The sequence below is a fragment of the Neobacillus sp. plas4 genome, from assembly GCF_057221695.1.
The window spans coordinates 2,847,632-2,867,132 of record NZ_CM170152.1; the positions used below are offsets into that span (position 1 = coordinate 2,847,632).

Genomic DNA, 19,501 nt, shown 5'->3' on the forward strand with positions numbered 1-19,501 from the left:
TTTATAATTATTTAAACCAAGCTTTATTCAAAAGAATAATTCCTTCAGTTATTTGATGTTCTGTTAATCCACCAAATCCTAGTTGGATCAGAGGATTATTAATATGCCGTAAATCATTAAAATATTTCGATGTTGGATATACCTTTACTTTATTTCTTAGTGCAGTTTGTACAAGCTCTTTCTCAGTCATTTTGTTGTTTACTTGTAATAAAATATGCAACCCTGAATGACTGCCAACTATATTAACTTTGTCATCCATTATATCTATAATGCTTGAAATAAGCGTTGAATGTTTTTTTTGATAAATTTTTCTCATTTTCCGTATATGTCTATCCCAATGTCCTTCTTCAATAAACAACTGCATAGTTATTTGATGAATTTTTGATACAGTTTGCTCATAGGAGGCAAAGTTTCGTTTGAAAACTGACAACAAATATTTTGGTAAAACCATATAACTCATTCGTAAGGCTGGTATTAAAGCTTTAGAAAAAGTACCTAAATAAATAACCCTTCCATTTGGGGCTAATCCTTGTAGAGAAGGAATTGGCTTTCCAATGTATCTAAACTCTCCGTCATAATCATCTTCAATTATGAATCCGTTACGATGCTCTGCCCACTGTATTAATTCCATTCTTTTCGAATAAGGCATTATCATTCCACAAGGAAATTGATGAGAAGGCGTAACGTATACCACATTTGCATCACTACTTTTTAAGTGCTCCATATTAATCCCTGTTTCATCCAACAAGATGGGGCGTAAGTTAAAACCTAAGTTTTTAAAAACCATCCTCGCACCATCATATGAAGGCTCTTCAATTGCAATGGATTGATTATTTACACCAATTATTTGGCAAAGAGTCGTTAGCAATTGCTGGATCCCAGATCCAACAAGGATCTGGCTTAGTGAACAATTTACACCTCTGGATTGATAAAGATATTGTGCTATTTCTCTCCTAAGTTCTAGCTCACCTTGAGGGTCTCCGTACAAAAAATTACTTTTATTCTCAGGAAATAACACCTGGTTCGAAAGTTTTCTCCAAGTTGTATAAGGAAAATGATCTAAATCAATTCTTCCCTGTCGGAAATCATATTCAAATGTTTCTTTGCTCTCATTTAAAACTTCATCAAATAATTCTCGCTTTGCTTTTTTGATTGGAATTATATCCGTGTCATTTTCCACCACATATAAGCCACTTCTTGCTCTACTTTCTACATATCCTTCAGCAATTAATTGTTGATAAGCTACTTCTATCGTGTTTTTACTTACATTTAAATACGATGAAAGTTGACGGATTGATGGTAAACGAGTTCCAGCATCTAAAATCCCTTTATGAATTTCTTCCTTTATGTATTGGTAAAGTTGCATATACAAGGGCTCTTTTGATTGTCCATCTAATTTTAGAGTTAAATCCATTAACTTCATCTCCTTAACTGACCCCTATAACTTTTATCAAACTGTCACTTTTATACTGGTCAATTCATTTATATAATTTTACCATAATTCAAAAAAGGAGAAACGATATGAATAATATTGAAATCAGAAAATCTCGAGAAACGGATATTCCAAAACTAAAAGATTTAATGGAACAATACATTGTGGATTTTTATAATCAACCTGAACCTGAAGAAAACAAGTTAAAGGGATTGATAAATTATTTACTTGAAAATCCTTCAAGTGGACTCCAGTTTGTGGCTGAAGAAGATGGTGAATTAATTGGATTTGCCACTTTGTATTTTACTTTTAGTACCCTAAAGGTAAAAAGACAGGCAATTTTAAATGATTTATTTGTGGTTCCAGATGTAAGAGGAAAAAAAATAGGAGAAAAGCTATTTCAAACCAGTTTAGATTACATACGGAAAAATGATTTTATATCTATGACTTGGGAAACAGCAAAAGATAATTTTGTAGCCCAATCCCTTTATAATAAAATGGGTGGAGAACTATCTGAATGGTTATTTTATGAAATTAGATAGGTGCCAACATTTACTTTTTATTAAGCTATCGGGTGTAATTGTCCAATAGGGGCAGTCGCTTCTTGTGCTAAAGGTGCTGGATAGTTGAACAGCAATAGCAATTGTACAAAAGTAATTTCTGAGTTTAAATTGTAGTAATAAATAGAAAATTCAACTTAGGGGGAAATCATATGGTGGAAAAGAAAAAAGCTTTAATTATAGTTGATGTACAAAAGGCTTTCGATGATGAAAAATGGGGAGAGCGAAATAACCTAAATGCAGAAGAAAACATTAGTAAGATACTACAACTATGGAGAGAAAAAGGATGGTCAGTAATACATATACAACACACTTCCGATAATCCTAGTTCTGTATTTTATCCAAAGAATGAGGGGTTTGCTATAAAAGAAATAGTTGAACCTATTGATAAAGAAGTAATTATAACGAAGAAAGTAAATAGTAGCTTTATTGGTACAAATTTAGAAGAGTTTTTAAAAGTAAATGGAATAACAACAGTTGTTTTAACTGGTTTGACTACACCTCATTGTGTATCAACAACTACAAGAATGAGTGGTAATTTAGGTTTCGCTACATACCTGATTTCAGATGCAACAGCAGCCTTCGGTATGAAGGACCACAATGATACATATTATGATGCAGCAACTATACATAATATATCTCTAGCTACATTGCACGATGAATTTGCCACAATACTGACAACAGAGCAATTAATAAACGATTTTATAAAATAAGCTTATTGAACTAACGGGTGCTTTACTTCAAGATGGGATTGCTGAGGTGAACCCGTTTTTCTTATTAAATAACGTGGCAGGTTAGTTTAATAAGAAAAAGCCTAATTATCATATTGATATGATAATTAGGCTTTTTCCATCTAACTCATTCATTAGAAGGCTGAATATAAGTTATTATTATTAAAAGCTCTCAAATATTTACATATTAAAACGCATTTTTAATTAAGATGCTAATCTTAGACCGATTACTGCCACTACCACCAATGCAATAAAGAAAATACGCAATTTATCTTTGGATTCTCCATAGTACAACATTCCTACGATCGCACTACCTACAGTTCCAATCCCTGTCCAAACTGCATAAGCGACACCTAAAGGAACGGTCTTCATCGCAAGACTAAGAAAGGTAAAACTAAAAATAAAACCAATCAATATAATCAAAAATCCTTTTAGTTTCTGTCCTTTCCCCATAATTTGCATACCAGTAACACCAACAATTTCAAGAATACCTGCGATAATTAAAAATATCCAATTCATCCTTCTTGTCTCCTTTCTACACTCTGCTTACCGGTGACAAGTTTTAACCCGAGCACTCCGACAAGTAGTAAGACAAGAAAGAAGAGCATACTCCAATTAAAAGGTGAATGAAAGATCAAGATATCTACTAACACAGTTCCAACTGTACCCAATGCTACAAAAACGGCGTATACTGTACTTGTAGGTAAAGTTGTAGCAGCTCGGACAAGCAGTACAAAACTAACAACAACTCCTATAACAGTAAGAGTCCATTCTAAAGGCGAGTTGGCATGTTTTAATCCTGTTGCCCAACCAACTTCAAAGATGGCTGCAATGATGACTAAAATCCACATATTTGTTCACGCCCCTTCTTTGTTTTATAATTAACTAACGGTAGTTAGTGTAACGTTGATTTTGTTTATTTTCAACTATTTTTTTTTGAAAGGATGAAGAAATTGAATACGAAAGACCTAATTATTGAAGCGGCTAAGCGTTCCTTTGCTCAGCATGGATATGAAGGGACAACGTTATCACAAATTGCAAAAGAAGTAGGGATCCAAAAACCATCAATATACAATCACTTCAAAAGTAAAAATGAACTGTACCTATACGTAGCAGAAATGGTTATGGACGATTTGCTTATGAGAATGCGTGACATATATGAGCAACATAGAAATGAGGATTTAGAAACAAGGCTTTATTTATTATTTAAAAATAGCTGTAATTTTATCCTGAATAAACAAGAAGGCATGATGTATGTACGCTTTTTATTATTTCCACCTGTAGAGTTAAAAGAAGAAGCTAAAGCAATTGTAGAACGTGGCGATTATCAAATAGGCGATATTGTAAACAAATACTATACAGAAGGAATGGAAGCAGGACAATTAAGAGATATATCTGAACAAACGTTTCAATCCGCCTTCTTTTTCTTGTTAGATGGATTATTTACGGAAAGCTTTATTTATGATGACTTTCTAAAACGATTTGAAAAAGCTTGGACTGTATTTTGGTATGGAGTATCGAGATAAAGGTGTATGGGAACAAAAGATAATTTTGTTTATTCAAGAATAGGGCATTTTGATAGAATATATTTTTAGGCTTGATATACAGGGTTTTATACATAACTTGTATATAAAGCCTTATTTTATATACAAAAAACATACTTCCATCAACCCATTTTTTAATTCCCAAAATACATGCTGAAAAAGGATAGATTGTGAAAAAATGTACTCAAACAAACGGGTGCGTTAGTGGAACAAAAAAGATCATCACGCTGATGATCTTTTTTAGGAATAGTGTCTTTACCCATGATGAAAACCTCTCGTGCCGGAAAGCCGGTTAGATTTTGGTTATTTTCATTTATTAATATTTAAAATGAATAATAATCAAGCATAAGGGAGATTATTATTGTTGTCTCATAAATAAATATTAATTTTTTAAAATTTAATTTAGGAGTGTATAAAATGGATAACGATTATAGGATTTCTGAAGAAATAACAGGAGATGACTTAGAAAAAATTGATATAGAACATGTAAAAAATGATATCACACGTGAAATTGTAGCAGAGCAACAAAAGTTAAGAAGAAGTAATGACAGTGAGGACGAGGAACAGAGAATAATGATGAACGGATACGCTAAAGCTGAACACTCAAAAAGTCCACACTCAAAAAGTTCACTGCAATAAGTGGACTAAATCCTTGCTCAGTAAGTATCAAATTTAACAGAATACATGAGAGAATTTGAATTATTAACACACATAGTCTCCAAAGGAGTTTTTTAATGTTTGTGATTTTTAAGCTGACAGGTGCTTGTAATCTCAACTGTTCCTATTGTTATGTCTTTAACGGTTCTGATACACGACACCTTTTGCGACCTCGTGTAATGGAAAAAACTGTGGCGCAAGCTGCAGTGGACCGAATTTTTGGATATACAAAACGAAACGGAATAAAACATGTTGTATTATCATTCCATGGCGGTGAACCACTGTTAGCGGGTAAGTCATATTTTGCATGGCTGTTGGATTATATTAAAAGTAATCGCCCAGAGAATCTACAAATCGATTTTACCGTGCAAACCAATGGAGTTTTACTCGATTTAGATTGGCTAGAATTCTTTAATCGACATGGTTTCAATGTAGGCATCAGCATAGATGGTCCACCAGAAATTCATGATTACCATCGGGTAGATCATGGAGGACGTGGGTCTTATAGCTCTGTCAAAAGAGCTATTGATTTGTTGAAAGAACAGGACCAGGTACATTGGGGTGTTCTTTGTGTTATTAACCCCGACGTACGAGGAATAGCAATCTACCGTCATTTTCGAGAAATTGGTATAAAGACAATGGATTTTCTGTTACAAGATTACAATCACGACACAATCCCATTACGTGAAAAAAATAGTACACCTTACGCTGACTATTTAATCGAAATCTTTGATGAATGGTACACTAATGGTGATCCATGCATAAAGATTCGTACATTTGAATCGATTATGAGGATGCTACTAGGAGGAAGTAGCTTAGTTGATTCGATTGGGGGAGACCCTATAGATGAGATAGTCGTGGAATCAGATGGAAGTCTTGAGCCTCTTGATGTCTTGCGCAGCTGTGGTGACGGTTTTACCTACCTTAACCTAAATGTATTGCAAAATAATATCGAAGATTTAAGAGCTACTCCAATTTTTAAAATGGGTTTAGAACAGAATTACTCAGAAATTTGTCAACAATGCTCAGTTTTCAGTGTGTGCGGTGGCGGTTATTTACCGCATCGTTTCAGTAGTGAACTTGGATTCGTAAACCCAAGCATACACTGTACTGATTTAAAAAAATTGATATTACATATCACAAAACAGATGATGCCAGATATTCGTAATGCCCAGATAGCTCAATAAATCTATAATTCGTTCAATAATCACATACCAGCATATTGAAATGTTATTAAAGCACTCTAAGTTTTTTAAAACTTAGGGTGCTTTAAATTTAGTTTTAATATTGGATATGATTTATATAACTAATCGCCAGTTCGAGAATTGTATGGTTATGACTTTGAAGATGGGGAATAGAATTTCTCGATAAAGATACTGTTAATTTTTACAAAAATTATGGTTTCAATATTGTAAGTTTGGGTGAAAAGTACCCAGGTGTCGAACGTTTTCAACTATATTCTAGAAATAAAATGAAACATATGCTTGATCAACTAAAGGTGCTATAATGCAATAAGCTGAGTTAAATAACAAGCCTTTACATATAAGATTTATTATAAATCTTGTATGTAAAGGCTTATTTTCTATTCAAAAAATAAACTCCCATAATTATATACCGATTGACAAAGCAACTAGGAAAGTTAAATATAAACTCTGCTAAAATTTATGGTTTTTCCTTTTCTCTTTTTCTTTTTCTAAAAAAATCTTAAAATCTTCTTTAGTTATATCAGATTTCATTGCTTCTTTTACTAACTCGATCCACTCTTTAGGAAGATCAGACTCGCTTTTTTTCATATTTACACCTCCATTTAAAACAGATTTATTGAAAATTAGAGAATGCATTTAATATTAATAATACTCTTAATATAATTTTCGAAACATAACGTTTTATTATTGTGGTATCAAAGTAAATGAAAAATAAATGAAAAATACGTAATAAGAAATTAATTTGGCTCTCAGATTGTGAAATTATGTACTAACGGGTGCTTTAGTTCAAGAAGGAGTAATCCGAAATCATGTTGAATGAATATATGAAACTGCAATATGAGGGGGGATATAATTGCGTTCTATCATAATTATATTATTAGGTTTTGGACTGTTATTAACTGGTTGCTCAAATGAAGCAAGTGTTACAGAAGTCGGAGCTTATATGGCAGAGGATATACCTTTTGAAGATGGAGTCGGTAGAGTAACTATTGCTTTTGAGGCAATAATCGATGACAGTACGATTGATGATGGAATTATTGATGTAATTGTATTAGCAAAAGGATTGAAGTCAACTGCAAACTATGAAATTTCAATTGGAGGAGATAATAACGAAGGAGTTGTTTTTGGACCCAAAGAAAATGTAGAGATACGATTCGGAACTATGGTTGAGGAAACTTTATTTAAGCCTAATGAACAAGGAGAACTATATGTTTCAATGAAGAACCCGTTAAGAATAATAAAAGGTAAAGAAGTACGAGTTGTTGTCTCAGAAAATGGAAAAGAAGTTTTAAGGACTCAACCTTTCATAGTGTCGAAAAAAACTCCGCAATAAAAGGAGTAACAATAGCGTTGAAACTTTGAGGAATTCTTATTGGGATACCGTCAGGAAAATGCGGATTTACAACGCTAAGCACATTTTCAAGACGATTCCCCCCTTTTTAACAACGTTAAGAAAGTTTTAGCGGTCTTAAAGAATCTATTGATACCACTTTCTCCGAATTAAAATGGTATTCTCCTAGTAAATTAATATGTTCCAAGCCTAAAGGTGACATATGGTGCAATAAATGTTCATTAAAATTCCCCGTTCGTTTTTGATATACTGCTTTTGTTAGATGTAAAGTATTCCAGATACTGATGGCATTGATAATTATATTTAAAGCGCTTGCCCTTTGAAGCTGATGCTGTATGGTTCGTTCCCTAAGTTCTCCTTGTTTCCCGAAGAAAATAGCTCTTGCCAGAAAGAAGGGAAGTTTAAAGGGCGTTTAAAAAAGTATCACAAAAACCACGCTGGAATGAATTATGCTGTAAAGCTATATAAAGAAGGAAATATGACAGTAAATCAAATATGCGAAATTACAAATGTGTCTAGGGCTTCATTATATAGAAAGCTATCCGAAGGGAACAATTGATGGGTTATACTAAAAATCAGAAATATATAATATACATTAAATCCCATATAAAGGTGGACTTACTTATATGCCTAAATTTGACAATATATTAGCAATTTTATGGATGCTTAATTCAGGTGAAAAAATTACTGCAAAACAAATTTCAGAAAAGTTGGAGATGAATATAAGGACTGTGTATCGTTATATTGATACACTTTCAACAAGTGGTGTACCTATAATTTCAGACACAGGACATAATGGTGGATACACTTTATTGAATTATTTTATTGAAGCTCCACTTTTTTTTGATTTTGAGGAGCAAACTTCACTTCATCATGCTGCTGTTTTTGCAGAAGAAGCAGGATATTATGGGGGTGAAGCACTAAATAGAGCTATTTCAAAACTAAGCAGATATTCAAATCAAGAGCAGGAAACAAAGATAAACCAGCATTTTAATAGTCTTGAAGTAATAAATCGATTAAGTTCCCTCTCTACGGCAGATTTTTTGAAGGAGTTGGAGCTGTCCGTAGTTGAAGGGTACTCAGTAGAAATTCTTTACCACAAAGGTGTCGAAAAACAATTAAAGTATAGATTGGTCGATCCGTACAGAATTATCTATTGGAATAATAAATGGTATATTATTGGGTTTTGTCATCTTAGGAATGAGATCCGTAGTTTTAGAGTAGATCGAATTGAAAGTCTAATGTTAACCGAAAAAAAGTTTAACCGACCAGAAAATTTTTCAGCACGCGACTTTTTTATGGAAAACCTCCTTCCAACTATAGAGGATAAGGAGGAAATTACCTCTCTAGTTATTAATGGGGATACAAGGACATTGGAAGATATATGCCAACATTGGTTTTTAGAACATTATTTAAAAGAACGGACTTTAAATCAAGCAGTATTTCTTCTTGAAAAAAATATACTACATACATATGTACCTTATTTAATTTTACCATATGGTAAATCTATTCAAGTTATTGAGCCAAAAAGTCTAAAGAAAAGACTTGTTGAAGTCCTGTCTGAATTAATAAAATTTCATCAAATATGATAACTTCACTGACGGTAGCTGTCAGTGAAGTTTTATTATAATAGGATATATCAATTATGAATGGAGTGTTATTGGATGCAAACAAAAAACGTTTATCTATATGTATTTAATACAATGTCAGACTGGGAATATGGATATTTAATTGCAGAACTAAACACAGGAAGATATTTCAAAAAAGATTTAACACCTTTAAAAGTAGTTACAGTGGGTGCTAATAAAAAAATGATTAATACGATGGGGGGGCTGACCATAAAACCAGATATTTCGCTTGATGAGTGTACTCTTGAAAGTAAAGATCTTTTAGTATTACCCGGAGGGACTACTTGGAGAGAAGATATTCATCAACCTATCTTGAAAAAAATTGGCGAAGCTTTACAGCTCGGCACTATTGTTGCTGCAATTTGTGGTGCAACTGAGGCCCTTGCGAATATGGGATACCTAGATTCTAGAAAGCATACAAGTAATAACTTAGAGTATATTAAAATGGTTTGTCCTAATTATAAAGGAGAAAAATTCTATGAGATGGGACTTGCGGTTTCTGATGAGAATTTGGTTACAGCATCAGGAGTAGCCCCTCTGGAATTTGCGATGGAAGTACTGAAAAAAATAGATGTATTTTCACAAGATACATTACATTCATGGTATAACCTAAATAAAACTCACAAACCTGAATATTTCTTCCAGTTAATGAATTCAATAAATAAATGAAGTAACTGAAAAGCTCAATTTCTCTATTTTGACTTGCAGAGAAGGTGAGCTTTTTAATTTGGAATTTCCTTATCGTTGTAAATCCGCATTTTCCTGACGGTACCCCTTATTGAACTAACGAGTGCTTTACTTCAAGAAGGAGTAAAGCCTTTTTTTCTAATTGACCTAAAGGGGCAGTTTAATTAAAGAACAAAGGACCACTATTATGTGGTCTTTTTCCTTTAAAGTTGATATATAGCAAAAAACGAATTATCCCAGTTCCCGACTTTTATTTCCATGTGTGACAAGATACAACGTAAGAATGCGGGTTTCAGGGCTTCGTAGTTCCCGACTTGTCTGGATCGTATGTGGAATGAGGCCGAGGAAAAAGTAGAAGATTAATATGTAACAAAAGGCGATTAACTTCGGGTTTAATCGTCTTTTGTTACATAGTCTCTTTTATTAAATTACTTATCAAAATATTCTAATCAGGCTAAGCCAAGATAAAGGCCATAGTGAAGGCAAGAAATAGAACAAGGGTTTTTTTATTCACCTATCATATTGAGGCGTACAGTTTTGAGATGAAGGAGGGTAGATTCTCTAGCTTTATTAGAATCCCTTTCTTTGATCGCTTCATAAATCGATACATGCTGTTGGTAGTATATTAACGTTCTTTCTTTATTTAGGCTTCTAGCTTTAAACGTACGCCACAATGTCTCCTTTCTTACTTTATTGATTAAATCAAAAAAGCTTAATAATAAGGATGTTTTAGAGGATTTAGCAATCAAATGATGGAATTCTTCATCTAACCTTTCAAATTCTTCAAAATCCCCTATAGCTTCTTTTGTTCTTTGTAAACATTGTTCGATCACAAGAAAATCATCAGGGGTCGCATTGTGAGTTGCTAACTCAGCTAAGAACGGCTCAATCGCAAATCTTGCTTCAAATATTTCTAATGGGCTTGTTTGTTGGGAGATTTCTAGCAATTTATCCTCTTCGGAAAAATTCATTGTTTTTACAAATGTTCCCTGACCAATTCTACTTTCAATTACACCGATAATTTCAAGAGCACGTAACGCCTCTCTCACTGTTACTCTACTTGTTTGAAACTCTTCAGCTAGTGTTCTCTCTGATGGAAGTTTGCTTCCTACTGGGAAAGTACGATTGTTAATCTTCTGTTTGATTTCATTCAAAATTTCTACAAAAGTTTTTTTTTGTGTGTTTGAGTGTTCCACTTAAATCCTCCTGTATAAATATTTTACAGATCCAACATATAACCTCTAACAGTTTTAAGGTGTACAATTGTTGCTTCTTTTGCCTTTTCACTATCTCTTTTTTTCAGCGCTTCAAATATGTCGATATGTTGCCTATGATAGATTTCCATTTTGTCTGGCTTTAAGCTATGAGTTCGTAGTGTCCCCCAAAGCTCTTCTGTATGAATGTTTTCGATAATGTCTATAAAACTTAATAGTAAAGAGCTTCTTGCGGAAGTGGCGATTCGATAATGAAATTTTGTATTTAATTGTTCAAACTCTGTTATTTTTTTAAGATTAACTTCCATCTTTTCCAAACAATCTTCTAAAAATAATAAATCCTCATGTGTCGCATTACGTGTTGCCAACTCGGTTAAATAAGGTTCAATCGCAAGTCTTGCAGTAAATACTTCCGAGGGACTGGACAGCTTAGAGAAACTTAAGTATTCATTAAAATTTGCTTTTTTCGCAAATGTCCCTTGACCTACTTTTCTTTCAATGATTCCAATACTTTCAAGGGCCTTTAAAGCCTCTCTTAATGTGGATCGGCTTACCTGCAATTCTTCAGCAAGTATTCTTTCAGGTGGTATTTTTCCGTTTATAGGATATTTACCAGTGGAAATATTATTTTTAATATATTGAATAATATCCATAAAAGTAGAAGTAGGCATATAAGATCCTCCTAAATTGGTACAACCAATTTAATTTTACTATATTAATGAAAGTCTTTCCATAGACAAAATATTAGTGATATAAGAACCATTATGATTTTGTAGATGATTTCTTTCATAAATAGAAAACAGCATTCTATAATAGAATGCTGCCTTTATCACACGTATCTAGTTAGTTTTTAAGATTCAAAAAAGTTTTCTAAACCATTGTCTGTCCTTCTTGCAGGAAGAGTTTCTTCCCATTCGCAATGAGCGATATTTGAGCACTTTACTCTTATCAATTGCATGTCATGATTGTCACTATAAAATGACTCTAATATTCTATAATCAGTCAGAGCTGGCAAGCATTCTGGGCAAAATCCAACACTTATTGCCTTTTTTTGATTGTCTGTATAGTCCTTGTTTACAACTTTGACCATTAAAGTTGAATCGAACATTCCCCTCACTCCTCAGTGATTAAAGTGAACCAATCTTTACACGACTTGGTACAATCGTATTTTTCAAAACACCGATATGTTGAATTTCAACCTCTACTACGTCCCCGTCCTTTAAGAACTTAGGTGGTTCAAATCCCATTCCTACTCCTTTAGGTGTTCCTGTCGCAATAATATCACCAGGCTTTAGTGTAATCCCTTTTGAAATTGTTTCGATAATAGTAGGGATATCAAAGATTAAAAGTTCGGTATTTGACTTTTGACGAACTTCTCCGTTGACTCTTGTTTCGATATTTAGATTTTCTGGATTTGGAATATCATCACTTGTCACAAGGTATGGCCCCATTGGTCCATGTGAATCAAGTCCTTTTCCTAAAAGCCATTGCTGATGTTTTCTTTGGAGGTCACGTGCTGTGACATCATTGATAATGGTATAACCATATACATAATCGTAGGCATCCTCTTTTGAAATAAGCGTTCCTTCTTTTCCAATAACAATGGCTAGTTCACCTTCATAGTCCAGTTCATTTGTTACTTGGCTATGGGATAAAACACCTGCATTTGGACTAGTGACAGTTGTTGGTAACTTAGAGAAAACAATAGGATTCTTTGGAATTGCTATTGAATCATCTTTTGTTCCGATAAACTCATAGGCGTGCTCACGATAATTCACACCAATACAGAAAATATTTCGATTTGGATTCGCAATAGGTGCCAATAATTCAATTTCTTTTAAAGAAATAGTAGCTGATTCAGCATTGCTTGCTTTTTGAAAAACCTCTTGAAGTCTTCCCTGTAAAGAGGGATTTGAGATTGCCTTATTTAAACTATTAGGCAGTTCTTGCGAAGGAAATAGAGTTTGCTCGGCTTCTCTTAGTTCAATAACATTTTGTTTATCAAAAGTTAATGCACCATACTTTTCAATTCCGTTATGAAGAAAACTACATAAATACATACTTTCATTCCCCTTTCAGATTTCACATAAAATATGTAACTAGTTTTAGTTGTTTTGGTAATACCAATTTTGTTGAAGTTAATCTTATTGGTAATACCAATTTTATTATTAAACATATATAACCATTCGTCAATACCTATTTTCTGAATTTTTTATCTTTTAAATAGATTTTAAATTTAATCTAAAGGAAAACACACTAATGAAATAAAGCGTTGATTTATCAGCACTTTAGCAGTTTTATTTATAAGAAAACCAAAGATTTAAAAATAAAAATAATTTTTTTGAAATATAGACTTGCAATATTCTGAAAATTGGGTTATTGTCTTTTTTAGATTGGTATAACCATTCTTTAGAAAATACAAACCAATTTTAGGAGGTAATAATGCTTAAACAAGTAAATGGAATAACAATGAACCTTGAAGTTAATGGAAATGGGGAAGAAACCGTCGTTTTTGTGCATGGTCTTGGAGGCTCACTAAATGTCTGGCATAGCCAAGTATCAGTAGTTTCACGTTACTATAAAACTTTGACTTATGATTTACGAGGATCTGGCCGGTCAGATGTTGCAGATTGTGAATATTCCATAGAGACCTGGGTGGAGGATTTAAAGGCATTATTAGATAGTCAAAATATTAGAAGCGCTCACCTAATTGGATGGTCAATGGGAACCTTAATTGTTCAGCACTTCACTTCTAAATATTCAGCTAGGGTAGAGAGTCAAACACTTGTAGGTCCTCTATGGGAGTTACCAGAGACAGGTAAACAGAATACGTTTAAACGCGCTGGAATCGTAGAGGAAGAAGGAATGGATGCCGTCGCAGACATGATTATCGCAGGTGGTACTTCTTCATTTACAAAAGCAAATAAACCAGCTCTTGTGGGGCTCATTCGAGATTTGCTGCTTCGCAACAATGCCGAAGCCTATGCCGCATCTTGCCGAGCGCTGGCGAATGGTAAAGCCATTGACCATCAAAAAGTAGAGGCTCCAACCTTATTGATCGTAGGGGATGAAGATAATGTAACAGCGCTACCAGTAGCTGAGAAACTTTACCGGGCTTTTCCGAACGCTCAATTAGAAGTGATTTCAAATGCCGGACATTGGACAACGGTTGAAAAGCCAAATGAATTGATTCAAACATTTTTAAAGTTTTTAAAAACACTCAATCGACCTAGCTCTGTTAAGGCATAAGAAAGTAGGGGAATCAGGTAGAAAGTCTTATTTCTACCTTGCTATAAAACAACTAGATGCAATCGCTTACATTTATTGTATTTACTTTTAAAAAATAATCTTTTAGGAGGACAATGAAATGAAAGCTAAATTATTTAAAAATGGATTTTTAATTGATGGCACTGGCAAGCAGGCTTTAAAAGGAATCGATGTATTAATTGAAGGAAATAAAATTACTCAAATTGGACATAAAGTAGATGTTCCAGCAAAGTACAGTTCAGGTGAAATTGATATCATTGATTTAAATGGTAAAACCATTATGCCAGGGATGACAGAAGCTCATACTCACTTAACATGGAATGATTCCCTTTATATTCAAGACATCGATTTCAAACCAATTGAAGAAACGATGGTGGATGCCATTAAAAATGCAGAGATTCTAGTTAGAAGTGGATTTACATCAAGTGTAAGTGCTGCTGCTAGAGGACGTGTCGATATCGCTATCCGGGATGCCATTAACCAAGGGAAGTTGGTTGGACCGAGACTGCTTGCTAATGGAGCTGAAGTTTCTGCATCTGGTAGTTTTGTAGATTTACACCCTAATCATGTACGTGTTCATGGATTAGCAATTTTAAGTGACGGCGAAGACGCTGTTCGTAAAACAGTTAGAAGTTTATTTAAAGAAGGCGCAGATTTAGTAAAACTAAATGTAAGTGGGGAAAGCTTATCTGCTCATGCTCGTGGAGAAATGACTCTTTATACCTATAAGGAGGTGCGTGCAGCTGTAGAAGAAGCGCATGCTCGCGGTAAGAGAGTGTATACACATGCTCGTTCATCAGACTCTGTTAAACATTGTATTGAAGCAGGGGTGGATATTATCGGGCATGCTGACTTTATCAATGATGAAGTATTTGAAATGCTAGTTGAAAATAAAGACAAACACTTTGTGGTTCCTGCCTTAAACTGGTTAGTTTCTACTCTTGAGGATGGAGCAAAATACTTTGGTCAAGAAGCCATTGATGCAACTGGTTATAAGGAAGGATTAGAAATTGCTCTTGGTAACATGAGACGTATGTACGAAGCAGGGGTAAGGATTCTTCCAGGTGGAGATTATGGGTTCAAATGGTGCCCGCATGGGGGATATGCCCGTGATTTAGAGCATTTTGTTAAATTAGTCGGAATGACACCAATGGATGCCATTGTCTCTGCAACGAAATATGGTGGACAAATAATGGAAATGGAAGACAAGATCGGAACCATCGAGGTTGGCAAACTCGCTGATATTTTAGTTGTAGATGGAAATCCGCTTGAAGATATTTCAATCCTACAACAACACGATAAATTAAATGTGATTATGAAAGACGGAGAATATATTGTAAATACATTAGAAGTTTCACAAAAACTACAAGATCCAGTAGCTTAATTGTTTAAATTAAGAGTGAATAGAGGGGTTTATCTATTCACTCTATTAGTATCTATTCCAAAAGGAGTTACATATGACTGATAGAATATTGTTTTGTCATAAAAATAAAACAAATGAACAACAATCGAATATTTTAAAAAGGATTAATCGAGAGCAGCAAGATATTGATATGATTCCAGTCTATTGTATGAGGCTATGCTTTTTATGTCATTCACAATACGTTGTAGCACTAAATGATTCTATAATTGTTTCCCCTAATAGAGAAGAATTATTGATGAAAATAGAAGAGAAGATTAAAATGTAAATACTTTATTACAGATTTTAAATCTAGCAATCATATGCCATTCAATACGTTTTTACATAGTTTTTCGGGCCTTTGGAAACCGAGACCCTCAGCAAGTGTTTTCAACCAGACGTAAGCTTTGATAGTATTGCTGATTTCGTCGATTATGTTTTCCCTCTTTTACCATGAACTGTTTCATGATGATTACGAAGGTATCACGTTGCGTGACCATATGGGGGTGCCTTATCGTTATTGACTCCTCAAAAGAGATTTAATTTTCTTATTCAACTAACCAGCTAATAAGCTCCACTGTTATTCCATTATAGGGCGCTTTAGTTGAAGAAGCCATAAGGACTTAAATGGTCCTTTTTATATTTGGTAATAAAATACGAATTTCATTTATTGTATTGGAAATACTATCTGTCGAGGTGAAATAAATGAGCAGATTTAAAGTTGTGTTTGAAAATACAATCCAAAGTGGTGGGTTTTCATTGGAGCAGTATTTGATAACATTACATCAAGAAAAAGATATGTTGGATTCATTTGATGGTCATGATGATTACGAGTTGGACATGAGGTTATTTGAAGGGGAGATTCAGAAAGTTAACCGATTGTTGGAGAGCTAAGGCTCTCTTTTTTATTTATAAAATAAAGATTTTATTTTCTTCTTCAATTAACGGGGCAGGATAGTTAAAAAAGGGGTAGCGTCAGGTAAACGCAGATTTACGCCGATAAGTAATTCTGAATTTAGGAGCTGTTGTATTTGCAGTTCCTTCTGAGGAGTAAGGTATTATTAATCGAATAAGTAGTATTATAAGCCATCTAACCTACATACAACATTCTGGAACAATCCGATAAGAGGTTGTTCCTTTTTCCATTTATACCTTAGATTATAGAAGGTCATAAAAATCCAATATTTTTTCAAACCAGATGAAGGTTAGCTACGTCTATTATATGTGAGAGGGTGATAACAAGATGAATGGACTAAAACAACTGGCGGTGACAGATGAAAGTATGTTGCTTGAGAGAGAGGAAATAATTGATCAATTAATGCAAGAATATAGCGATGATATCCTGCATCTCGTATATACATATGTTAAAAATCGAACGACAGCAGAAGATTTAACGCAGGAGATTTTTTTAAAATGTTATGAAAAGTTAAATCAGTTTAATCAGCAGGCAACACTAAAAACATGGGTATATCGTATTGCTAGTAATCATTGTAAGGACTACTTAAGAAGCTGGCATTATCGCAAAATAACGCTTAGCGATAAAATTTTGGATTATATACCTTCGAAATCAAAACAGGTTGAAGAAGAGATTATCGCGAATAGTGAAGAAAACATCTTAACAAATGCTGTCATGAATTTACCTCTAAAGTACAGAGAAGTAGTATTTTTACATTATTATGAAGAACTATCTTTAGCCGAAATAAGTAAGATTACGACAGTAAATATAAATACAATAAAAACTAGATTAAAGCGTGCGAAAGAATTATTAAAAGACAAGATGATCGAGGAGGTTTAGGAGATGAATGATCCATTTACTAACCTGAAGAGTTCAATGAAAAAATCAATTTTCAAGGATTTTTCTTTTTCCAATGAAAGAAAAAATGCGGTGAAAGAATCCATTCGTACGAGACAATCTCAAACACAATTTAATTCTTGGAAGATAGAAACCATCATAGCTATATTAGAATCGGTTCAGCATGAATCAAAGGATGGCTACAATATTTCTACCCAACTTTTTCAAAAAAATGAACGTACTTTCCAAAAAAATGAAGGGCAGCTTTATTCACTTCTACATCTACTAGAAAATAAAGAAATTCTTACTTCAAAATGGATAAACAAAAAGAAATATTACTCCTTAAATTCCAAAGGGAAAAAATACTTAGCTACCTATAAACAAGATAAATCAAAACAAGAGTTATCCCTTAAACACTTACTAGAGGAGGCGTCCTTATGAGTTCTCCCAAATTTGAAGAATTTTTAAGTAAAGTAACGTCCAAAGTGAAATCTAAGGAAGCCCACAACATGATAAAAAAAGAGCTTATTCATCATCTGCAAGAGTTAAGTCAATCTTACAAAAAGAGAGGGTTTTCTAAAGAGGATGCAGAGGAAAAGGCGATTCAAGAAATGGGAAATCCATTTACCATTGGGGAGAGATTAAATCCCCTACATAAGCCGAAAATGGATTGGGTTCTAATTGTTTTATTTGTTCTTTTTGCTTGTATTAGTTTTCTCCCGTTAGTTGATGGGATTCCTGAATTTTCCCTATCAGGTACCTATTTTATGGGGAGACAGGCTATTTGGTACACCCTGGCTATTCTTGTAATCATTGGATTCCTTTTCTTTGATTACCAAAAATTAAAGAACGGATGGATATACTTTTATGCGATAGGCCTATTGATCCATATATATCTTTATCTTTTTGGAATTATGACCAACGGAGCGAAGAAGTGGGTTTCCCTCCCAGGCCTGACGGTCGATGGAACCATGATGAGCTTATTTTTCTTTTTTCTTGCTTGGGCTGGTATTTTTAACAAAATAAATGAGTTTCGTAGTTGGAAAAAACAAGGTATACTTTTTGTTTTATTTTGGATTCCCATCTCGCTCTACATGATGGTGCCAGACTTTATGGTTAGTATTATTTACTTCTTCTGCATACTTGGGATGTTTGCTTTCGCTCGAATCCATAAGAAATTAGCTGTAAATCTGACCCTAACAAATCTATTGGCTGGTATTATTTTCATTATTATGTTCTACATGACCTTACGTCAAAGTTATTTGTTAACTAGATTATCTGCTTTTATAAACCCTACTGCCGATTCAAATGGAGCAGGATATATGTATAAGGCGGTTAGGAATGTCCTGTCAGAAGCGGGATGGTTCGGTAACGGACTTTCCAACGAGTTGAATTTTCAATTGTTACCAGAAGCACATACAGATTTTGCTTTTCCCTTCCTCGTCTATTCTCTTGGTTGGGCTTTCGGATTTGTTCTATGTTTGATCCTACTGATATTTATTTCAAGGATCTCAAAAAATGCGTTTAAAACAAAGGACCTCTATGGGAGATTGATCGTAATAGGTGGTGCTACATTGTTTGCGGTTCCTACTACCTGGAACATCTTGATGAGCTTTGGAGTCGTGCCAATAATGGGGGTTTCTCTGCCTTTTATTAGTTATGGAGGCAGTGCGATACTCTTTTACGCTGCTGTTTTAGGACTCATTTTAAATGTTTATCGAAGAAAAGATCTTGTAGAACCCACGATTGCAGATGAAATTAAAAGTTAAAGTCGAACATGTAATTGCTGATAAAAAGGGCGACAGCTAAAGTAATAGTTGTCGCCCTTCCCTTATTGAACTATCGGGTGCAAGAGTTGAAGAAAGGGGATTGCTGAGGCAGCTCTTATTCTTGTTCCGCTGCTTGCGAGTTTCCTAAGAGAATTAAAAACTATTATTCGGAAAATAAGTTTTTTTGAAAGTGACATAAATTCACATAATGGATGGTAATCTTGCAAACACATTCAAAAAATGGTATTCTAAGGAAGAATTATTT

At 33.9% G+C, this 19,501-nt stretch carries 23 protein-coding genes and 2 pseudogenes; 16 read left to right on the forward strand and 9 right to left on the reverse strand.

Annotated features, from left to right (window positions below):
* Nucleotides 1-7: 7 nt before the first annotated feature.
* Complete coding sequence (gene pdxR, locus AC2TFD_RS14210; protein ID WP_484676084.1) at nucleotides 8-1,414, reverse strand: MocR-like pyridoxine biosynthesis transcription factor PdxR; 1,407 nt, start codon at nucleotides 1,412-1,414, stop codon at nucleotides 8-10.
* Between the two features lie 107 nt (nucleotides 1,415-1,521).
* On the opposite strand from pdxR, the gene AC2TFD_RS14215 reads away from it, so the two are divergent.
* Together AC2TFD_RS14215 and AC2TFD_RS14220 are read left to right on the forward strand one after the other, a co-directional pair.
* Nucleotides 1,522-1,974 carry a GNAT family N-acetyltransferase gene (locus AC2TFD_RS14215; protein WP_484676085.1) on the forward strand — a complete coding sequence of 151 codons (453 nt, stop codon included), beginning with the start codon at nucleotides 1,522-1,524 and terminating at the stop codon, nucleotides 1,972-1,974.
* A 173-nt stretch (nucleotides 1,975-2,147) separates the two neighbouring features.
* Entirely contained in the window at nucleotides 2,148-2,705 is a 558-nt protein-coding gene (locus AC2TFD_RS14220) for a cysteine hydrolase family protein (RefSeq protein ID WP_484676318.1), read from the forward strand.
* A 222-nt stretch (nucleotides 2,706-2,927) separates the two neighbouring features.
* On the opposite strand, the gene AC2TFD_RS14225 is transcribed toward AC2TFD_RS14220, so the two are convergent.
* Together AC2TFD_RS14225 and AC2TFD_RS14230 are read right to left on the reverse strand one after the other, a co-directional pair.
* Nucleotides 2,928-3,242: a DMT family transporter gene (locus AC2TFD_RS14225; RefSeq protein WP_484676086.1), complete on the reverse strand. Its 315-nt coding sequence runs from the start codon at nucleotides 3,240-3,242 to the stop codon at nucleotides 2,928-2,930.
* The gene (locus AC2TFD_RS14230) at nucleotides 3,239-3,574 is read right to left on the reverse strand and encodes a DMT family transporter (RefSeq protein WP_484676087.1); all 336 of its coding nucleotides are present in this window, start codon (nucleotides 3,572-3,574) and stop codon (nucleotides 3,239-3,241) included. Before AC2TFD_RS14230 ends, AC2TFD_RS14225 begins: the two co-directional genes overlap by 4 nt.
* 102 nt (nucleotides 3,575-3,676) lie before the next feature.
* Between AC2TFD_RS14230 and AC2TFD_RS14235 the strand changes: the two genes are divergently transcribed.
* From AC2TFD_RS14235 to AC2TFD_RS14245, 3 genes are all read left to right on the forward strand, one after another.
* A complete protein-coding gene (locus tag AC2TFD_RS14235; protein WP_484676088.1) occupies nucleotides 3,677-4,249 on the forward strand; it encodes a TetR/AcrR family transcriptional regulator in 573 nt (190 codons plus the stop codon).
* Nucleotides 4,250-4,684: 435 nt separating this feature from the next.
* Complete coding sequence (locus AC2TFD_RS14240; protein ID WP_484676089.1) at nucleotides 4,685-4,906, forward strand: hypothetical protein; 222 nt, start codon at nucleotides 4,685-4,687, stop codon at nucleotides 4,904-4,906.
* 95 nt (nucleotides 4,907-5,001) lie between these two features.
* Complete coding sequence (locus AC2TFD_RS14245) at nucleotides 5,002-6,111, forward strand: radical SAM protein (RefSeq protein WP_484676090.1); 1,110 nt, start codon at nucleotides 5,002-5,004, stop codon at nucleotides 6,109-6,111.
* Nucleotides 6,112-6,579: 468 nt separating this feature from the next.
* On the opposite strand, the gene AC2TFD_RS14250 is transcribed toward AC2TFD_RS14245, so the two are convergent.
* A complete protein-coding gene (locus AC2TFD_RS14250; protein WP_484676091.1) occupies nucleotides 6,580-6,717 on the reverse strand; it encodes an anti-repressor SinI family protein in 138 nt (45 codons plus the stop codon).
* 265 nt (nucleotides 6,718-6,982) lie between these two features.
* On the opposite strand from AC2TFD_RS14250, the gene AC2TFD_RS14255 reads away from it, so the two are divergent.
* Complete coding sequence (locus tag AC2TFD_RS14255) at nucleotides 6,983-7,462, forward strand: hypothetical protein (protein ID WP_484676092.1); 480 nt, start codon at nucleotides 6,983-6,985, stop codon at nucleotides 7,460-7,462.
* 115 nt (nucleotides 7,463-7,577) lie between these two features.
* Here the strand turns inward: AC2TFD_RS14255 and AC2TFD_RS14260 are convergent.
* Nucleotides 7,578-7,868, reverse strand: a pseudogene (locus tag AC2TFD_RS14260) (Tn3 family transposase); the annotation flags it as partial.
* Here AC2TFD_RS14260 and AC2TFD_RS14265 point away from each other — a divergent pair.
* The 3 genes and pseudogenes from AC2TFD_RS14265 to AC2TFD_RS14275 all read left to right on the forward strand — a co-directional run.
* Nucleotides 7,866-8,039: pseudogene (locus AC2TFD_RS14265) on the forward strand (helix-turn-helix domain-containing protein); the annotation flags it as partial. The pseudogenes AC2TFD_RS14260 and AC2TFD_RS14265 overlap by 3 nt on opposite strands.
* A 67-nt stretch (nucleotides 8,040-8,106) precedes the next feature.
* Entirely contained in the window at nucleotides 8,107-9,069 is a 963-nt protein-coding gene (locus AC2TFD_RS14270) for a helix-turn-helix transcriptional regulator (RefSeq protein WP_484676093.1), read from the forward strand.
* A 75-nt stretch (nucleotides 9,070-9,144) separates the two neighbouring features.
* Nucleotides 9,145-9,777, forward strand: coding sequence for a type 1 glutamine amidotransferase family protein (locus tag AC2TFD_RS14275; protein WP_484676094.1), 633 nt, complete (start codon nucleotides 9,145-9,147; stop codon nucleotides 9,775-9,777).
* Nucleotides 9,778-10,301: 524 nt separating this feature from the next.
* Here the strand turns inward: AC2TFD_RS14275 and AC2TFD_RS14280 are convergent.
* The 4 genes from AC2TFD_RS14280 to AC2TFD_RS14295 all read right to left on the reverse strand — a co-directional run bounded on the left by AC2TFD_RS14280 (nucleotide 10,302) and on the right by AC2TFD_RS14295 (nucleotide 13,069).
* Complete coding sequence (locus tag AC2TFD_RS14280; RefSeq protein ID WP_484676095.1) at nucleotides 10,302-10,991, reverse strand: FadR/GntR family transcriptional regulator; 690 nt, start codon at nucleotides 10,989-10,991, stop codon at nucleotides 10,302-10,304.
* A gap of 23 nt (nucleotides 10,992-11,014) precedes the next feature.
* A complete protein-coding gene (locus tag AC2TFD_RS14285) occupies nucleotides 11,015-11,680 on the reverse strand; it encodes a FadR/GntR family transcriptional regulator (protein ID WP_484676096.1) in 666 nt (221 codons plus the stop codon).
* 179 nt (nucleotides 11,681-11,859) lie between these two features.
* Complete coding sequence (locus AC2TFD_RS14290; RefSeq protein ID WP_484676097.1) at nucleotides 11,860-12,117, reverse strand: hypothetical protein; 258 nt, start codon at nucleotides 12,115-12,117, stop codon at nucleotides 11,860-11,862.
* A 19-nt stretch (nucleotides 12,118-12,136) separates the two neighbouring features.
* Complete coding sequence (locus AC2TFD_RS14295; protein ID WP_484676098.1) at nucleotides 12,137-13,069, reverse strand: fumarylacetoacetate hydrolase family protein; 933 nt, start codon at nucleotides 13,067-13,069, stop codon at nucleotides 12,137-12,139.
* A gap of 382 nt (nucleotides 13,070-13,451) precedes the next feature.
* Here AC2TFD_RS14295 and AC2TFD_RS14300 point away from each other — a divergent pair, with 382 nt between their 5' ends.
* The 7 genes from AC2TFD_RS14300 to AC2TFD_RS14330 all read left to right on the forward strand — a co-directional run bounded on the left by AC2TFD_RS14300 (nucleotide 13,452) and on the right by AC2TFD_RS14330 (nucleotide 19,236).
* Nucleotides 13,452-14,258: an alpha/beta fold hydrolase gene (locus tag AC2TFD_RS14300; protein ID WP_484676099.1), complete on the forward strand. Its 807-nt coding sequence runs from the start codon at nucleotides 13,452-13,454 to the stop codon at nucleotides 14,256-14,258.
* 118 nt (nucleotides 14,259-14,376) lie between these two features.
* The gene (locus tag AC2TFD_RS14305; RefSeq protein ID WP_484676100.1) at nucleotides 14,377-15,660 is read left to right on the forward strand and encodes a metal-dependent hydrolase family protein; all 1,284 of its coding nucleotides are present in this window, start codon (nucleotides 14,377-14,379) and stop codon (nucleotides 15,658-15,660) included.
* A gap of 73 nt (nucleotides 15,661-15,733) precedes the next feature.
* A complete protein-coding gene (locus AC2TFD_RS14310; protein WP_484676101.1) occupies nucleotides 15,734-15,964 on the forward strand; it encodes a DUF1450 domain-containing protein in 231 nt (76 codons plus the stop codon).
* Between the two features lie 416 nt (nucleotides 15,965-16,380).
* On the forward strand, nucleotides 16,381-16,569 hold the full coding sequence (locus AC2TFD_RS14315; protein ID WP_088087141.1) for a hypothetical protein: 189 nt from the start codon (nucleotides 16,381-16,383) through the stop codon (nucleotides 16,567-16,569).
* Nucleotides 16,570-16,918: 349 nt separating this feature from the next.
* Nucleotides 16,919-17,470, forward strand: coding sequence for a sigma-70 family RNA polymerase sigma factor (locus tag AC2TFD_RS14320; protein WP_095252061.1), 552 nt, complete (start codon nucleotides 16,919-16,921; stop codon nucleotides 17,468-17,470).
* 3 nt (nucleotides 17,471-17,473) lie between these two features.
* Complete coding sequence (locus AC2TFD_RS14325) at nucleotides 17,474-17,908, forward strand: PadR family transcriptional regulator (RefSeq protein ID WP_484676102.1); 435 nt, start codon at nucleotides 17,474-17,476, stop codon at nucleotides 17,906-17,908.
* Complete coding sequence (locus AC2TFD_RS14330; RefSeq protein WP_484676103.1) at nucleotides 17,905-19,236, forward strand: FtsW/RodA/SpoVE family cell cycle protein; 1,332 nt, start codon at nucleotides 17,905-17,907, stop codon at nucleotides 19,234-19,236. Before AC2TFD_RS14325 ends, AC2TFD_RS14330 begins: the two co-directional genes overlap by 4 nt.
* The last annotated feature ends 265 nt before the right edge of the window (nucleotides 19,237-19,501 follow it).

Coding starts and splice junctions, on each gene's coding strand:
- AC2TFD_RS14275 (WP_484676094.1), top strand. CDS start 9,145: ATGCAAACAAAAAACGTTTATCTATATGTATTTAATACAATGTCAGAC.
- pdxR (WP_484676084.1), bottom strand. CDS start 1,414: ATGGATTTAACTCTAAAATTAGATGGACAATCAAAAGAGCCCTTGTAT.
- AC2TFD_RS14295 (WP_484676098.1), bottom strand. CDS start 13,069: ATGTATTTATGTAGTTTTCTTCATAACGGAATTGAAAAGTATGGTGCA.
- AC2TFD_RS14305 (WP_484676100.1), top strand. CDS start 14,377: ATGAAAGCTAAATTATTTAAAAATGGATTTTTAATTGATGGCACTGGC.
- AC2TFD_RS14330 (WP_484676103.1), top strand. CDS start 17,905: ATGAGTTCTCCCAAATTTGAAGAATTTTTAAGTAAAGTAACGTCCAAA.
- AC2TFD_RS14320 (WP_095252061.1), top strand. CDS start 16,919: ATGAATGGACTAAAACAACTGGCGGTGACAGATGAAAGTATGTTGCTT.
- AC2TFD_RS14225 (WP_484676086.1), bottom strand. CDS start 3,242: ATGAATTGGATATTTTTAATTATCGCAGGTATTCTTGAAATTGTTGGT.
- AC2TFD_RS14315 (WP_088087141.1), top strand. CDS start 16,381: ATGAGCAGATTTAAAGTTGTGTTTGAAAATACAATCCAAAGTGGTGGG.
- AC2TFD_RS14285 (WP_484676096.1), bottom strand. CDS start 11,680: ATGCCTACTTCTACTTTTATGGATATTATTCAATATATTAAAAATAAT.
- AC2TFD_RS14325 (WP_484676102.1), top strand. CDS start 17,474: ATGAATGATCCATTTACTAACCTGAAGAGTTCAATGAAAAAATCAATT.
- AC2TFD_RS14310 (WP_484676101.1), top strand. CDS start 15,734: ATGACTGATAGAATATTGTTTTGTCATAAAAATAAAACAAATGAACAA.
- AC2TFD_RS14240 (WP_484676089.1), top strand. CDS start 4,685: ATGGATAACGATTATAGGATTTCTGAAGAAATAACAGGAGATGACTTA.
- AC2TFD_RS14290 (WP_484676097.1), bottom strand. CDS start 12,117: ATGTTCGATTCAACTTTAATGGTCAAAGTTGTAAACAAGGACTATACA.
- AC2TFD_RS14215 (WP_484676085.1), top strand. CDS start 1,522: ATGAATAATATTGAAATCAGAAAATCTCGAGAAACGGATATTCCAAAA.
- AC2TFD_RS14270 (WP_484676093.1), top strand. CDS start 8,107: ATGCCTAAATTTGACAATATATTAGCAATTTTATGGATGCTTAATTCA.
- AC2TFD_RS14245 (WP_484676090.1), top strand. CDS start 5,002: ATGTTTGTGATTTTTAAGCTGACAGGTGCTTGTAATCTCAACTGTTCC.
- AC2TFD_RS14250 (WP_484676091.1), bottom strand. CDS start 6,717: ATGAAAAAAAGCGAGTCTGATCTTCCTAAAGAGTGGATCGAGTTAGTA.
- AC2TFD_RS14230 (WP_484676087.1), bottom strand. CDS start 3,574: ATGTGGATTTTAGTCATCATTGCAGCCATCTTTGAAGTTGGTTGGGCA.
- AC2TFD_RS14300 (WP_484676099.1), top strand. CDS start 13,452: ATGCTTAAACAAGTAAATGGAATAACAATGAACCTTGAAGTTAATGGA.